The organism is Mycobacterium sp. 050134 (genome assembly GCF_036409085.1).
Classification (GTDB): domain Bacteria; phylum Actinomycetota; class Actinomycetes; order Mycobacteriales; family Mycobacteriaceae; genus Mycobacterium.
Genome location: NZ_JAZGLV010000004.1, coordinates 128693 through 142148 on the forward strand (window position 1 = coordinate 128693; position 13456 = coordinate 142148).

16 protein-coding genes are annotated in these 13456 nt (G+C 68.5%); 11 read left to right on the forward strand and 5 right to left on the reverse strand.

Annotated elements, in window-relative coordinates; genetic code table 11:
* Positions 1-134 precede the first annotated feature (134 nt).
* Both crcB (SKC42_RS06105) and crcB (SKC42_RS06110) read left to right on the forward strand, forming a co-directional pair.
* Entirely contained in the window at positions 135-533 is a 399-nt protein-coding gene (crcB, locus tag SKC42_RS06105) for a fluoride efflux transporter CrcB (protein WP_330963400.1), read from the forward strand.
* Positions 530-904, forward strand: a complete 375-nt coding sequence (crcB, locus tag SKC42_RS06110; protein WP_330963401.1) for a fluoride efflux transporter CrcB — start codon at positions 530-532, stop codon at positions 902-904. The genes crcB (SKC42_RS06105) and crcB (SKC42_RS06110) overlap by 4 nt, the downstream gene beginning before the upstream one ends.
* Positions 905-913: 9 nt before the next feature.
* Here the strand turns inward: crcB (SKC42_RS06110) and SKC42_RS06115 are convergent, their stop codons facing one another.
* The 3 genes from SKC42_RS06115 to SKC42_RS06125 are packed head-to-tail and all read right to left on the reverse strand — an operon-like array spanning position 914 to position 3202.
* A complete protein-coding gene (locus SKC42_RS06115) occupies positions 914-1543 on the reverse strand; it encodes a GNAT family N-acetyltransferase (RefSeq protein ID WP_330963402.1) in 630 nt (209 codons plus the stop codon).
* Positions 1544-1574: 31 nt separating this feature from the next.
* Positions 1575-2267 (reverse strand): mycothiol-dependent nitroreductase Rv2466c family protein, encoded by a 693-nt coding sequence (locus SKC42_RS06120; protein WP_330963403.1) that lies wholly within the window; start codon positions 2265-2267, stop codon positions 1575-1577.
* 17 nt (positions 2268-2284) lie between these two features.
* A complete protein-coding gene (locus SKC42_RS06125; protein WP_330963404.1) occupies positions 2285-3202 on the reverse strand; it encodes an HpcH/HpaI aldolase/citrate lyase family protein in 918 nt (305 codons plus the stop codon).
* A 294-nt stretch (positions 3203-3496) separates the two neighbouring features.
* Here SKC42_RS06125 and SKC42_RS06130 point away from each other — a divergent pair, with 294 nt between their 5' ends.
* From SKC42_RS06130 to SKC42_RS06160, 7 genes are all read left to right on the forward strand, one after another.
* On the forward strand, positions 3497-3784 hold the full coding sequence (locus SKC42_RS06130; protein WP_330963405.1) for a WGxxGxxG family protein: 288 nt from the start codon (positions 3497-3499) through the stop codon (positions 3782-3784).
* Positions 3785-4052: 268 nt separating this feature from the next.
* Positions 4053-4619 carry a hemerythrin domain-containing protein gene (locus SKC42_RS06135; protein WP_330963406.1) on the forward strand — a complete coding sequence of 189 codons (567 nt, stop codon included), beginning with the start codon at positions 4053-4055 and terminating at the stop codon, positions 4617-4619.
* A gap of 57 nt (positions 4620-4676) precedes the next feature.
* Positions 4677-6122 (forward strand): protein adenylyltransferase SelO, encoded by a 1446-nt coding sequence (locus tag SKC42_RS06140; protein WP_330963588.1) that lies wholly within the window; start codon positions 4677-4679, stop codon positions 6120-6122.
* Positions 6123-6306: 184 nt separating this feature from the next.
* The gene (locus SKC42_RS06145; protein WP_330963407.1) at positions 6307-7026 is read left to right on the forward strand and encodes a TetR/AcrR family transcriptional regulator; all 720 of its coding nucleotides are present in this window, start codon (positions 6307-6309) and stop codon (positions 7024-7026) included.
* A gap of 97 nt (positions 7027-7123) precedes the next feature.
* A complete protein-coding gene (locus tag SKC42_RS06150) occupies positions 7124-7828 on the forward strand; it encodes a TetR/AcrR family transcriptional regulator (RefSeq protein ID WP_330963408.1) in 705 nt (234 codons plus the stop codon).
* Positions 7829-7892: 64 nt separating this feature from the next.
* Positions 7893-8504 (forward strand): DUF732 domain-containing protein, encoded by a 612-nt coding sequence (locus SKC42_RS06155; protein ID WP_330963409.1) that lies wholly within the window; start codon positions 7893-7895, stop codon positions 8502-8504.
* Between the two features lie 162 nt (positions 8505-8666).
* A complete protein-coding gene (locus SKC42_RS06160) occupies positions 8667-9182 on the forward strand; it encodes a DUF732 domain-containing protein (protein ID WP_330963410.1) in 516 nt (171 codons plus the stop codon).
* A gap of 28 nt (positions 9183-9210) precedes the next feature.
* Here the strand turns inward: SKC42_RS06160 and SKC42_RS06165 are convergent, their stop codons facing one another.
* Complete coding sequence (locus SKC42_RS06165) at positions 9211-9588, reverse strand: DUF732 domain-containing protein (protein ID WP_330963589.1); 378 nt, start codon at positions 9586-9588, stop codon at positions 9211-9213.
* Positions 9589-9698: 110 nt separating this feature from the next.
* On the opposite strand from SKC42_RS06165, the gene SKC42_RS06170 reads away from it, so the two are divergent.
* Positions 9699-11198: a flavin-containing monooxygenase gene (locus tag SKC42_RS06170; protein WP_330963411.1), complete on the forward strand. Its 1500-nt coding sequence runs from the start codon at positions 9699-9701 to the stop codon at positions 11196-11198.
* Positions 11199-11230: 32 nt separating this feature from the next.
* Positions 11231-11902: a M15 family metallopeptidase gene (locus SKC42_RS06175; RefSeq protein WP_330963412.1), complete on the forward strand. Its 672-nt coding sequence runs from the start codon at positions 11231-11233 to the stop codon at positions 11900-11902.
* Positions 11903-11910: 8 nt separating this feature from the next.
* Here the strand turns inward: SKC42_RS06175 and SKC42_RS06180 are convergent, their stop codons facing one another.
* Positions 11911-13440 carry a serine hydrolase domain-containing protein gene (locus SKC42_RS06180; protein ID WP_442932011.1) on the reverse strand — a complete coding sequence of 510 codons (1530 nt, stop codon included), beginning with the start codon at positions 13438-13440 and terminating at the stop codon, positions 11911-11913.
* Positions 13441-13456 lie beyond the last annotated feature (16 nt).

Consider the following 13456-nt stretch of genomic DNA (forward strand, 5'->3'; position numbering starts at 1 on the left):
CCAATTGTGCCCGGGCGGCTGACTTCTGACGTCTCCGGTACGTTACTGACTTCTCCGGTACTTCCCTGGTTCACCGGCCGGCAAGGCTGGCACCTAGGCTGCTACCGACCGCTCGCACACGAAGGGACCCGCCCGTGGCAAACCGCGACTATCGCGAGCTAGCGGCGGTCTTCGCCGGCGGAGCGATGGGCACCCTGGCCCGCTCCGCCCTGAACACCGCCGTCGCTCCCAACGCGTCCCACTGGCCATGGACCACCTTCACCGTCAACATCGTCGGCGCCTTTCTACTGGGCTACTTCACCACCCGGCTGCTCGAGCGCCTGCCGGCGTCGAGTTATCGGCGCCCGCTGCTAGGCACCGGCCTGTGCGGCGGGCTCACCACGTTTTCGACGATGCAGGTCGAGACCATCAAGATGATCGAGCACGGCCACTGGGGCATGGCGGTCGGCTACACCGCCAGCAGCCTGGCGCTGGGGCTGCTGGCCGTGCACGTCGCCAGCGGGCTGGTTCGGCGGGCGCGGGTGCGCGGATGACGATCGCCAATGGGCTGGTATGGACCGGCGTCGCGGTCATCGGCGGCCTCGGGTCGGTACTGCGCTTCCTGGTGGACCGCACGGTCGCCCGGCGAGCGGGCCGGTCCTTTCCGTTCGGCACGCTGACGGTCAACGTCACCGGCGCCGCGCTGCTGGGCTTCCTCGGCGGCCTGGCGCTCAACAAGGAGGCGGCCTTGCTGGCCGGCACCGCGTTCGTGGGCGCTTACACCACGTTCTCGACGTGGATGCTCGAGACCCAACGCCTGAGCGAGGAGCGCCAGACATGGGCGGCGCTGGCCAACATCGTCGTCAGCGTCGCGCTCGGTTTGGCGGCGGCCTTCCTGGGGCAGTGGGCCGCACAGCACATCTGACGCGGATCGTCAGGGCTGACGCGGGCGGGGCACGTCGTCCGGCGTGAGCGCCAGCGCATACAGGGCCATCCTCCGGTTCGACATGTCGTGCTCGCCGAGGAACACGCAGCCCGCGCGCTCGCAGAACCGCCGTGCCATCTTGTTGCGATGGTCGGGATCGAACATGATCCTGCGGCACAATGGATCCTGCCCCAGCACGCTGGCCACGAAGTGCGGCAGCATGAAGCCGGCAATCCCGCGATTCGCGAACTCCTCGTCGGCGATCGCGGCATGTATCCCTAGGTCGTAGGGGTCGGCCTCGTACCGGGTGGCGATGGAATCCTTTGCCGCGCGGTACAACTCGATGTAGGCGTGGTCTTCCCCATCCTGGCTCGCCAGGAACGGCCGGGAGTAGTCCCCGTCCAACTGCGCACGCAGATAGCGACGCCAGCGCTCCGCCGGCCACGCGGATTCCCACGCCTCGACCAGGGCGGGGCGGCTCATCCACTCGGCGATCATCTCGGCGTCGGCATCCGGGTCGACCAGGCGGAAGGCATAGGGCTCGGGCACGTCCGCGGCGCCCGGCGGCGGCGGAACGCCGCGGACCGCATCGCTGACATCGGTCAGTTCGCGCGGCAGGATCACTTCGGGCTCGCTCATGACAACGCGGAGCCTACCCAAGCCTGGCCGGTCAATTGCCGGTAAGGCGCCCGACGTCGACGACCTCGCCGCGGTTGATGCTCACCCAGTCACGCCCGCCGAGATAGGGACGCAGGCTCCGGCCGATCAGTTCCGCGTCGGCGGGCGTCTTGGGCCGCTGGAGTTCGTACACGTGCGGCAGATCCGCCATCCCGCTCACCACGTCCCATAGCTTCAGCGCGTCGGGCCCGGTCGGCGGGTCGACCAACACCGGCCCGAAGATGCACTGCCCCGACAAGAACAACGTCGGCACGCCGTAGCCGCTGGCGTCGACGACCCGCTGGTGGTCGGCGCGCACCTCGTCGTGCGTGGACGGGTCGCCCAGCGCGGCATCGAAAGCCGCCGCGTCGTCGACGATGTCGCCCAGCAAGCGCCGCGCCACCGCGGGATCGTGCGGCTTTCCGCCCAGGGTGTGCAGTTCGTGGCCGATCGCGGCGTACCAGCGATCCAGCAACGCCATGTCCGTGCGGCGCAGCAGCGCCCCGATTCGCATCAGTGACCAGCCGTAGGACCACTCCCGTTCCCAGGGGTGCTTCTTTCCCTCCTGCCGGTTGATCTCCTCGAGGCTGAAAAACCGCCAGTTCACGGTGATGCCGATCTGGTCGCGCACGTCACGGATCCACACCGACGTCTGATAGGCGAACGGGCACATCGGGTCGAAATGAAAGTCGACGCTGACACTCATCGAATCCGACCTTTCGATCAGTAGTGATAGGTGTCCGTGGGGGCGGGCGAGTGCACTCTCTCGTCCTCGAATTCGGACACCTCGATGCCGTAGGCACGGGCCAGCTCGAGGATCTTGGTGGCGCGGGCAAGGCGGGGCAGGTCGGACCCGTTGCGGATCTCTCCCCCGTCCCGCTCGAATTCGGCGAAAAACTCCTTGGCCCAAGCGATCTCGTCCTGCGACGGCGACAGGCCCTCGTTGACCACCGCGCACTGGTCCGGCGTCAGGCAGATCTTGCCCGTCATCCCGAACTCCACCGACACCGCCGTCGCCTCGATCAGCTTCAGCGCGTTGGAGCCGATGGTCGGCCCGTCGATGGCGCTGGGCAGGCCGGCCGCCTTGGCCGCGATGGTGAAGCGCGACCGGGTGTAGGCCAGCGTGGAAGGGTCTTCCCCAAAACCGGTGTCGCGGCGGAAGTCTCCGATGCCGAAGGCGAGGCGGAAGGTGCCCTTGGCCGCCGCGATCTCGGTGATGCGCTCGAGCCCGCGCGCCGTCTCCACCAGCGCGACGATCGGCACGTCGGGCAGTCGCTTAGCCGTCTCGGCGACGTGGTCGACCGATTCGACCATCGCCAGCATCACACCACCGACCGGCGTACCGGCCAGCGCCGCCAGGTCATCCGCCCACCACGGGGTGCCGAAGCCGTTGACCCGCACCCACTCGGTGTTGCCCCCGTCAAGCCAACGCACGACATGGTCACGGGCGCTCTGTTTGTCTTTGGGGGCGACCGCGTCCTCGATATCGAGGACGACGACGTCGGCGCGGGAGTGCGCGGCCGACTGGAACCGCTCTGGGTGCGCACCGTTGACCAGCAGCCAACTGCGCGCCAGGACCGGGTCGAGCCGGGAGCCGATGTCGTCGGGATCCACCGTGTGACTGTCAAAGTGTTCATACATTGCGTGATCTGTGGCCATCTTCATTCCGTTGGTGCTGTTCGAGTTCCCTAAACGGTAGTCGCATGGCGAAGCGGATGGTCACGATGCCCCGGTGATCAGGACGAAGACCCGCACCCGGGACCCTTGTCAAATCGCCCAACCCTCGTTTGATCAATTCGATGGGAGTAGACGTGATCTACCGCGCCGCGGCCGTCAGCCTCGCGTTGTCGCAGTGGGGCTGGAGGACCTGGCTCCGAAATCCGTCTCGGTCAGCCGTTTCCGCGTGCGATCGAGCACAACCTTTGAGGAGCAATTATGCGTAGGACCATTGCCGGAACGATTGCAGCCGCTTCCGCCACCGGGGCGCTTTTGTTCGGCGGGGCAGGCGGTGCCGACGCCGCCGTCGCGAGCACTCCCGCGCCGTCGTCCACGACGACGACCGTCGCCGATTCCAGCAACAACGACCAGCACAGCGACAGGACGGGCCTGTGGGCACTGCTCGGCCTGCTCGGCTTGGGCGGACTCGCCGGGCTGCGGGGCCGCAGGGACAACCCCACCGCCACCAACGTCGGTCCGGCCACGACTCCCGGACGCGGCGTCTAGCCGTAGGGGCAATCCGCCGAGATTGCCGCGAGGGCCGCGCTCCGCCGCGGATCACCCACCGTCGCGGCAATCTCGGCGGCAATTAAGCTGGCGCGAATACCGTTGCTCGTCAATTGACTCGTCACGGGTCAGCCGTCCACACATCAATGAGGCCGTCGCCGCGCCAATGCGTTTAGACCCCGCGCGGCCGGGTATCTCTCCGGCCGGGTGGCGCACAGGCCGGTGCGCCCGGACAGGCCCAATCCCGGATCCACTGGAGGTATCGACGATGGCCGAGATGATCATCGAATCGCCCGACGAAGTCGTCGCGTTCCTCAAGGCACAGCACAACTTGATCGAGGACATGTTCGACGACGTGATACACGCGTCGGACCCGCAAGCCCGCGAAGAGCCGTTCGTGAAACTGCGGCAGCTCCTGGCGGTCCACGAAACCGCCGAGGAGATGATCGTGCACCCGCGGGTACGGCGTGAGGCCGACGCAGGCCACGCGGTCGTCCACGCCCGGCTGACGGAGGAGCATGAGGCCAAGGAGCTGCTGTCGCAGATCGAGCAGCTCGACATCACGACACAGGAATTCCTCGACGAGATCACCAAGCTGCGCGACGCGGTGCTCGAGCACGCGCGTCAGGAGGAGAGCGAAGAATTCCCCGTGCTCTCCCGAAAGCTCGATGACGACGACCTCAGGCGGATGGGATCGGCCGTGCGAGCGGCCGAGGCGATCGCGCCGACCCGGCCGCATCCCGGCGTCGAATCGGCAAAGCTGAATTTCGCCGTAGGGCCGTTCGCGTCGATGCTCGACCGCGCCCGCGATCTCATCGGACAGGCATTCGGCTAGCCACCTCGGCGCCGGCGGCACGTCCGTAGTCTGGCCGAAGTGAGCGCTGCACCGAAGATGAACGTGGCTCTGCGGGATCTATTCCTGCGCGACCTGCCGGAGATGGCGGTGCGCTGGCAGGCCGAGACCCCGCCGGACGCGCGTCTGCTGGTGCTCAACGAGCCGCTGGCCGCGGAGCTCGGCCTCGACGCCGAGTGGCTGCGCGGCCCCGGCGGGCTGCGATTCCTCGTCGGCAACGAGCTGCCCGGCGGCGCCGCCCCCGTCGCGCAGGCCTATTCCGGCCATCAATTCGGCGGATTCGTCCCACAGCTGGGTGACGGCCGGGCGCTGCTGCTGGGCGAGCTCGTCGATGCCGCGGGGCTCGCGCGCGACGTCAGCCTCAAGGGTTCCGGGCCCACACCCTTTGCGCGCGGCGGCGACGGCCTGGCCGCCGTGGGCCCGATGCTTCGCGAATACATCGTCAGCGAGGCGATGCACGCCCTGGGCGTTCCGACCACGCGCTCCTTGGCCGTCGTGGGCACCGGCCGTCCGGTCCAGCGCGAGGAGATCCTGCCGGGGGCCGTACTGACGCGCGTCGCCGCCAGCCACCTGCGGGTCGGCAGCTTCCAGTACGCCGCGGCGACCGGCGACGTGGACCTGCTGCGCCGCCTCGCCGACCACGCTATTGCGCGCCATCATCCGGACGCGGCGGGCGCGGACCGCCCCTACCTGGCGTTCTTTGAGGCCGTGGCCGCCGTGCAGGCGTCGCTGATCGCCCGCTGGATGCTGATCGGATTCGTGCACGGAGTGATGAACACCGACAACATGACGATCTCCGGCGAGACCATCGACTACGGTCCGTGCGCGTTCATGGAGGCCTACGACCCGGAAACCGTGTTCAGTTCGATCGACTTCTGGGGCCGCTACGCCTACGGCAACCAACCGCTCATCGCCGGGTGGAACCTCGCCCGGTTCGCCGAGACGCTGCTCCCGTTGTTTGCCGACGACGCCGACGAGGCGATCGCGCTGGCCGAGGCGGCTTTCGGCGTGTTCCAGTCCCGGTACGACGCGGTGTGGAATTCCGGCATGCGAGCCAAGCTCGGCTTGACCGCCGAGGTGGAGGCTGCGGCGACCAAGCCGCTGATCGACGAGCTGCTGCGCCTGCTGAAGGACAGCCACGTCGACTACACCTCGTTCTTCCGACACCTCGGCCGCGCGGCGCGCGGGGATGCCGAGCCGGCGCGCGGACTGTTCATCGACCTCGCCGGCTTCGACGAGTGGCTGTCCCGTTGGCGGGCTCTGGGCCCGGACGTCGCGGCGATGGACCGCGCCAACCCCGCCTACATTCCGCGCAACCACCTGGTCGAGGAGGCGCTGACCGCGGCGACGGCCGGTGATCTGGGCCCCCTCCGGCAGCTGCTCGATGCCGTGACCGGGCCTTACGACGAGCGCCCGGGACTCGAGCGCTACGCCGGTCCCGCGCCGGAGGACTTCGGCGCCTACCGGACCTTCTGCGGCACCTGAGTCGGCGGCGCTGACGAGGTGATATCGGCGAATTCTCACCCGGTCCGCAAACACGCCCGCCGCGGTCTTGCAGGTTAACCGGTGTCAACGGCGACTATTCGGGCGCGCGCCCGCCCGCAAACTGCTTACCGAGTCTCACGAAAGCGACTATCCAAGAACGGTTCGCCCATTACCTTGATTACCTATGACGGAACAGGGGGATCCGCTCTCACAACGGCGTCCGCACGCCGGCCAGCCGCCCGGAACTCGGCGAAACAAGCTCGCTCCCGATCCCGAGGTGCGTCGCGCGATCGTGGCGGCGGCGGCGAAATCCGTTCGCGAACAAGGGGTTCGGGGTCTCAGCGTCGCGGCGGTCCTGGAGCATGCGCAATTGAGCACCCGGGCGTTCTACCGCCATTTCGAATCGAAGGACCAACTGGTCGCCGTGGTGTTCATGGAGATGACCCGCGCCGAGGTGCAGCGCCTGAAAGCCAAGATGGCGCCGGCGGCCGACCCGGTGGAGGCGGTCACCGCGTGGATCGACGGGAGGCTGGATCTCGCATTCGACGAAAGCATCAAATCGGAACAGCGCCAAGTGTCTTTGGAAGCTCAAGAGAAGATCTTGTCGTCCCCCGAATTGGTGCCGCCCTCCTACTTGGCGATCCTCGACCCCTTGATCGAGCAGCTGCAGCGTGGCGTGGATCTAAGGTTGTTCCACGACATCGTTCCGGCGACCGCCGCGAAGTCGATAAACGGCGTGGTGTGGGCCGCCACCCAGCGGCAGTGGGCGACGGGTCACGGGGAGACCGACGAGATCCGGGCGCGCGCCCTGCGGTTTTGCCTGCGCGGCCTCGGCGTGGACCCGCAGAAAATCGAGGAGCTCACCGCGCCTAAAGCGTGTGCCGGACGGACGCGAAACGAATGAATGCCGCGGAACGAATGTGAGGTAAAACGTGTCTCATAGCTCCGTCGGCCATGGAAAAATGTGTGTCTTGATGGCTCCAGGGGGTAATACGCATCACATGACGCAGCGGTTTGACCAGCCCGACCCCGGTAAGGCGTACTTGGGTGGGCGCGCACAACGCCGACGGGCGAAGCTCGCGCCCGACCCGGACGTGCGCTACGCAATCCTGGACGCCGCGTCGAAGTCGGTTCGCGAGCAGGGCATTCGCGGGCTCAGCGTCGCCGCGGTCCTGGAACAAGCCCGGCTGAGCACCCGCGCCTTCTACCGGCACTTCGAATCCAAGGACCAGCTGGTCGCGGCGGTTTTCACCGAGATGAGCCGCGTGGAAGCGCTCCGGCTGAAGAGGAAGATGGCGGCGGCGGAAACTCCGGTGGAGGCGGTGACGGCGTGGATCGACGGCCGATTCGACCTCGCCTTCGATGACAACACCGAGGCCGATCTGCGACGGCTGTTGCTGGAGGCCCAGTCGAAGTTGTTCACCTCGTCCGAGCTGACGTCGCCCTCCTACCCCATCATTTTCGAACCCCTGATCGAGCAGTTGCAGCGAGGACTGGAACTCGGCGTGTTCCAAGACGTCGTGCCGGCGACGGCCGCGAAGTCGCTGCACGGCGTGGTCTGGGCGGCCACTCAGCGGCACCGCGGGACGAGTCACGAGGAACGCGCAGAAACCCGCCGCCGGGCGCTTCGGTTCTGCCTCCGCGGGCTGGGTGTTTCGCCCGAAACGATTGAATCGTTGACCGAGCAGCGGGTGGCCGCGGGCTGACAACCGCGACTCGCCGCTGCCCGCGCGCGCAGACGGATGACTGCCGGATGGCTACCATGGCCCCATGGCCGAGCCGGTCCCGGCTTCTGACGAAACCGCCGCAGTCAACGTCTCCGAGACCGTCGCCGTACCCAACGCGGCGTCACCGGGTACCGGTGGCCTTGCCTGGTCACGCGACGACGAGGAGTCGTCACCTCGGCCGGCGGTCGAGCGCGAATCGTGGCTGACGACGTGGCGAAAAGCCGGTGCGTTGCTCTTCGGCGGCCTGGTCTTGGCGGGCGCGATCGTGGTTGGATTCTGGGTGCTGAGCCCGGACAACAAGGGTTCGCAGGCGCCGTCCGAGGCGTCGCCGGCGCCGTCGGCGAGCTCCTCGCCGACGGCGACCGGTTCGCCGTCGGCGGCTTCCCCCTCGTCGATCGTGTCGACGCCGGATCAGGACAACAAGTACGTGCAGAACTTGAACGACCGGGGCATCTCGTTCGCTAATCCGGAGGCGGCCATTTACAACGGCAAGATGGTCTGCGCCGACATCCGCCAGGGCATGACGGTGCCGCAGATCGTCGATGCGTTCAGGGCGAGCAACCCGGCGCTCGGCGCGGACGCCGACGCGTACGTGGCCATTTCCGTGCGCGCCTATTGCCCGCAGAATGGCAACCTGGTCAGCGGAGTGTCCTGACATCACGCCGCCGGTCTTCGTCGCACGCGTTTTGAACTGCGGGAATCAAACCCCGTCGATAATGATTGGACTTGGCGCGACCCGCCCGGGCCGACCGTGCCGATCGGCACCCACACCAGGCACACCCACGGCGATCGCACTGCAGCCAAAAGGAGACAGCTCATGACTGTCGAAGACAACAGCCTCCCCGTCGGATCAGTGCCTCACCCCCAGCCTCGGCCGGTGCGCACGCCCCCGTCGAGGAACCTCGGCAACGTCGTCGCCGCGGTGTTCCTCGCGATGGCCGTCCTGTTCGCGCTCGGTGTCGTCGCCACCTACTTCCTGCGCGACCGGACGGCGACCTCCCCCGGACCGCTGACGGTCACCGTCACGCCCGGCCCGAAGGGTTCGGGCGACGGGGCCGACGGCCGGTTCTTCTCCTCGTTGGCCATCTACGGCATCGCCGACAACGGCAACGACGCCGTGCGTCAGCGATTCATGGAATTCGCTCACCACACGTGTTTCTCGCTGTTGCCGCCGCACCCGCAGGCGCTGGACACGACCGTCGGCGATATCATGGCCGCGGAGAACAAGGACGTCGCGTCGGGCAGTCCGTGGTCGCCGCAGTTCACCCACGACGACGCCGAACACCTCGCGCAGGCCGCCATCGGCGCCTACTGCCCCAGCGTGTCGCGGTAGCCGTCCGAGGTGCTCGCGCCCGACGGCCTCAGCCGACAGGCGGCGCCGGCCAGGGGAATTCGGGAATGATCGGCGACGACGTCGGGGACGGCGTCGCCTGCGTCACCGGCTCCCCGAGATGCTGGGGGCAGTAGACGCTGGTCGCGATCGTGGTGAACCGGGCCGCGTCGGGCATGGAAAGGCCGGGATTGCTCGCCGACACGTCCTGGACGACGTTGGCTTTGAGCTGACCCTGGTCCATCAGGTCACAGGCCTTTTTGCCGATCGAGACGGCGGTGGGCCCGTTCTGATACGGGATGCCCGCCTGGTCGAGCGCGGAGAGAAAGCCGGCGTCCGGACCCGGATCCGCCTGTGCCGGAACCGCGAAGCCGATGGTGAAGACAACGCTCGCGAGCACTACAGGCATGCGCACCGTTACATCCTCGTACATGCCCGACACCCGTGTCTTCGCGACCCACCAGAAGTCAAGCCGGCAAAGGGATCGCGAACGAACCACGGGCGTGCGACAGTTCAGCGGTGACGAGACGTGTCGCCGTGCTCGGGGCCGGACCCGGCGGACTGGTCGCGGCGCGCTGGCTGCTCTCGCGCGGCCTCGAACCGGTGATCTTCGAGCAGGGGCCGATGCTGGGCGGCCAGTGGACGGGGCTCGCCGGCCGCAGCGGGGTGTGGCCGACCATGCACACCAACACGAGCCGGATCCTGACCGCGTTCAGTGACCTCGAGCCCGAGACCTGCGCCGTGTTCCCGCCCAACCGCGCGATTCTGGACTACCTGCACCGCTACGCCGACGCGTTCGACATTGCACCGCGCATCCGGTTCGGCACTCGCGTCGACCTTCTCGCGCGGTGCGGCGCCGGGTGGCTCGTCCGGCACGGCGACCTCGAGGACATCTTCGACAACGTGGTGGTGGCCACCGGCCGCTTCCACGCCCCCGCCATCCCCGCCGTGCCGGGCCTCGACACCTTCACCGGATCGGCCGGCGCGATCCCCACCTACGACTACCGGGGGGCCGACCCATATCGGGGCAAGCGCGTCCTGGTGGCGGGCGGCGCGATCAGCTCCCTCGAGATCGCCGCCGAACTGGCCCAACTCGGCGCGGCGCGCGTCGTGGTGACGCAGCGGCGGCAGCGGTACATCCTGCCGAAGTTCGCCGCCGGAGTCCCGTCCGATCACCGGGTCTTCACGCGGTACGGGGTCCTGGCGGCCGAGACGCTGCCGGCCGCCGAGGTCGACCGACAGCTGAAAGAAATCGTGGTCGAGGCCGGTGGCAGCCCGGAGCAGTACGGTGCACCGCCGCCCTCGGAATCCCTGTCGGCTGCCGGGGTCACGCTCAGCCAGTACTACCTCCCGCTCGTGGGTGAGGGCCGAATTGCTGTGCGGCCGTGGATAAAGTCGGTCTCCGGCACGACGGTGACATTCACCGACGGTCACGCCGAGCGGTTCGACGGGATCGTGTTCGGCACCGGATTCCGGCTGTGCCTACCTTTCCTCGACGACGGCGTCCGGGCCGTCCTCGACACCGACGACGCGCACCTGGACCTCGACCGCCACACTTTTCACCCCGATCTGCCGGGGCTGGCGTTCGTCGGGATGTGGGACCAGTCGGGCGGATACTTTGTGCCGCTGGAACTTCAGGCGCGGTGGATCGCGTACGCGTGGGGCGGGAGCATCCCGCCGCCGCGCGAGGCCCACCAAAGGTCGGCCATCGCCGCTTATCGCGCGGCGCGAGGAACGCCTCAGAAGGCCCGGATGAACCTGGTCGCCCTGACCTTCGCGCGAGCCGCCGGGGTCGAGCCGCGGCCGGAGAACTGGCCGCACCTGCGCCGGGCGTTGTTGTTCGGCCCGTTGGCGCCGAGCAGCTTTCGGCTCGAGGGTCCGGATGCGTTGCCCGATGCGCCGGCCCGGTTCCGGCGGGACGCCGCCGCCTTCGGCGCCGTCACGTCTAATGAGCTGACCGATCGCGAACGCAAGCACGTCGCCGCCCTCGCGCAAACGGAACGGACGCAATCTCGTTGACACCCTTCGACCGTCGTGGTGCCGCCGCGGCAATGATTGTCGCCTCGATCGCGCTGGTGCAGTGCGCTCATGGGCCGGCACCCCGCGGCGCTACAACCGCGCCGCCCGTCACGGCCGCATCGGCGGGCGGTGCCCCGCCGGCAGCTGCCGGCGCGACGGTCGAACCGGTCAACGCCGCCGAACTGGGCGCGAGTTGGCGGCCGGGTTGCCCGGTCGGTGCGGGGCAGTTGCGACGAGTCACCCTCACGTATCTGGGCTTCGACGGCCAGGCCCACCGTGGCGACCTGATCGTGCACGAGGACCTGGTGCCGGACGTGATCGCGATCTTCGAAAGCCTTTACCGCATCGGCTATCCCGTCGACAAGATCCGCACGGTCGAGAAGTATCCCGGCGCGGATGACGAGGCTTCAATGGAGGACGACAACACCTCGGGCTTCAACTGTCGCGGCATTCCGGGCAGCGGACGGTGGTCCCAGCACGCCTTCGGCCGGGCCGTCGACGTCAATCCCCGTGTCAATCCGTGCGTTTACGCCGACGGTGCGTTCGAGCCGCGCAACGGGGCCGGATATGTCGACCGGGGCCGCACCGACGCGGGAATGCTGCACGCGGGCGACGCCGCGGTCCGCGCCTTCACGGACCGCGGCTGGCGGTGGGGTGGCGGCTGGGTGTCCCCCATCGACTATCAGCACTTCGAGCGCCCCTGAGGCCCCGGTCAGAGATGCAGGGCGCGCGCCGTCGCCGTCGCCACGTCGCCGCGCAGGTCGGACATGGGTGGGCTGCCCCGCGTGTGGATCGAGTTTGCCAGCAGAACGAGGTAGGTGTTCGAGCCCGGGTCCATCCACAGCGAGGTTCCGGTGAAGCCCGTGTGCCCGAAACTGCCAATCGGGAAGATCACGCCCCGCGCCGTGGACTGGCCCGTATCGATGTCCCAACCGAACCCGCGCAGGTTCTGCCCCGGGATGGCCGGGTAGCGGGGGGCGAGCAGCGGATCCGTGGCGTTGGGTCTCTTTGCGACGGCCGCCCGGGCCGCGGCGTTGGCCGCCTCGAGTTGCTGCGGTGTGTGCCCTGGCTGTTGCGGGGTGGTCATCGACGCCAAAGTGGCTGGCGCCAAGGGAAACCGGCTCGGGCGGCCGGCGAGGCGGTCAAGCAGGGCCTGCGCGAAGATGCCGACGTCGCGCGCGGTCGAGAACACGCCGGCATGCCCGGCCACCCCACCCATGCGCCGCGCCGTGGTGTCCTGCACGGTGCCCCGCAGCAGGCGGTCGAGGTCGGGGTTCTTGCCCGGCGCGGCCCGCCCCTCCTCGTCGCGCGCCGTCGGCGCGATGCGCGGTAAGAGGGCGGTGCTCCAAAAACCCGCTGGGCAGGGAGCCGGGGTCTCGCCATTGGGGGCGGGCGTCCAGGCGATCGCGGCTCCGACCGTCGCGTGCGGACCGCACGCTTTGTTCGGCGGGAGGTAGTAGGTGTCCGTCATGCCGAGCGGGTCGAAGACGTGGTGCTGAACGTAGACGTCCAGATCCTCGCCGGTGACCTTCTCGATCAGCGCCCCGAGCAGGATGAAGTTGATGTCCGAGTAGTTGAAGCCCTGTCCCGGGCCGGATTCCAGCGGCGTGGTGAGCGCGCGATGTGTGCCCTCGGCCTTGTCGGCCCGATCGAGCCCCCACGGGTCACCCAGGTTGACGTCTCCCGGTTCCCCCGAAGTGTGCGTCAGCAGCATCCGAATGGTCACCTTCGCGCGCCGTGGATCGTTCGCCGGATTGAAGTCGGGCATCTGTTGCTGCACGGGATCGTCGACCTGCACCTTGCCCTGTTCGGACAGCTGCATGACGGCCGTCGCGGTCGCGATCGTCTTCGTCAGGGATGCGAGGTCGAAGATGGTGTCTTCGGTCATCGGCTCGGCGGGCGCGGGCGTCCCGTCCAGCCCCGGTTCGCCCGCGAGCTTGCGCGAGCCGTAGGCCTGGCGGAAGGCGACGTTGCCGCCGTGCCCGACCTCCACGACGACGCCGGGCAGCCTGCCCGCGGCGATGGCATCGTTGATGAGCGTGGAGACCGCCGCGAACTCGGTGGTGGAAGGGGGGTCCGGCGGTTTCGCGGCAGTGGCGATCTGGGGCCTAGGCGGCGCACTCGGGGCCAGTGCGGCCTGTTCTGCGGCACCGCGGGAGCAGCCCGTGGTCAGCGCCAGGACGACGGTTGCGGCGGCGGCGGCCTTGCGCAGTGGCCCGCCGAGCGAACTGTCGTCGATCACGTGATTCCCCGCCGCC

Excerpts from the sequence above, each read along its gene's own strand:
- crcB (WP_330963401.1), top strand. The coding sequence starts at position 530 with ATGACGATCGCCAATGGGCTGGTATGGACCGGCGTCGCGGTCATCGGC.
- SKC42_RS06115 (WP_330963402.1), bottom strand. The coding sequence starts at position 1,543 with ATGAGCGAGCCCGAAGTGATCCTGCCGCGCGAACTGACCGATGTCAGC.
- SKC42_RS06120 (WP_330963403.1), bottom strand. The coding sequence starts at position 2,267 with ATGAGTGTCAGCGTCGACTTTCATTTCGACCCGATGTGCCCGTTCGCC.
- SKC42_RS06125 (WP_330963404.1), bottom strand. The coding sequence starts at position 3,202 with ATGTATGAACACTTTGACAGTCACACGGTGGATCCCGACGACATCGGC.
- SKC42_RS06130 (WP_330963405.1), top strand. The coding sequence starts at position 3,497 with ATGCGTAGGACCATTGCCGGAACGATTGCAGCCGCTTCCGCCACCGGG.
- SKC42_RS06135 (WP_330963406.1), top strand. The coding sequence starts at position 4,053 with ATGGCCGAGATGATCATCGAATCGCCCGACGAAGTCGTCGCGTTCCTC.
- SKC42_RS06140 (WP_330963588.1), top strand. The coding sequence starts at position 4,677 with ATGAACGTGGCTCTGCGGGATCTATTCCTGCGCGACCTGCCGGAGATG.
- SKC42_RS06145 (WP_330963407.1), top strand. The coding sequence starts at position 6,307 with ATGACGGAACAGGGGGATCCGCTCTCACAACGGCGTCCGCACGCCGGC.
- SKC42_RS06150 (WP_330963408.1), top strand. The coding sequence starts at position 7,124 with ATGACGCAGCGGTTTGACCAGCCCGACCCCGGTAAGGCGTACTTGGGT.
- SKC42_RS06155 (WP_330963409.1), top strand. The coding sequence starts at position 7,893 with ATGGCCGAGCCGGTCCCGGCTTCTGACGAAACCGCCGCAGTCAACGTC.
- SKC42_RS06160 (WP_330963410.1), top strand. The coding sequence starts at position 8,667 with ATGACTGTCGAAGACAACAGCCTCCCCGTCGGATCAGTGCCTCACCCC.
- SKC42_RS06165 (WP_330963589.1), bottom strand. The coding sequence starts at position 9,588 with ATGCCTGTAGTGCTCGCGAGCGTTGTCTTCACCATCGGCTTCGCGGTT.
- SKC42_RS06175 (WP_330963412.1), top strand. The coding sequence starts at position 11,231 with ATGATTGTCGCCTCGATCGCGCTGGTGCAGTGCGCTCATGGGCCGGCA.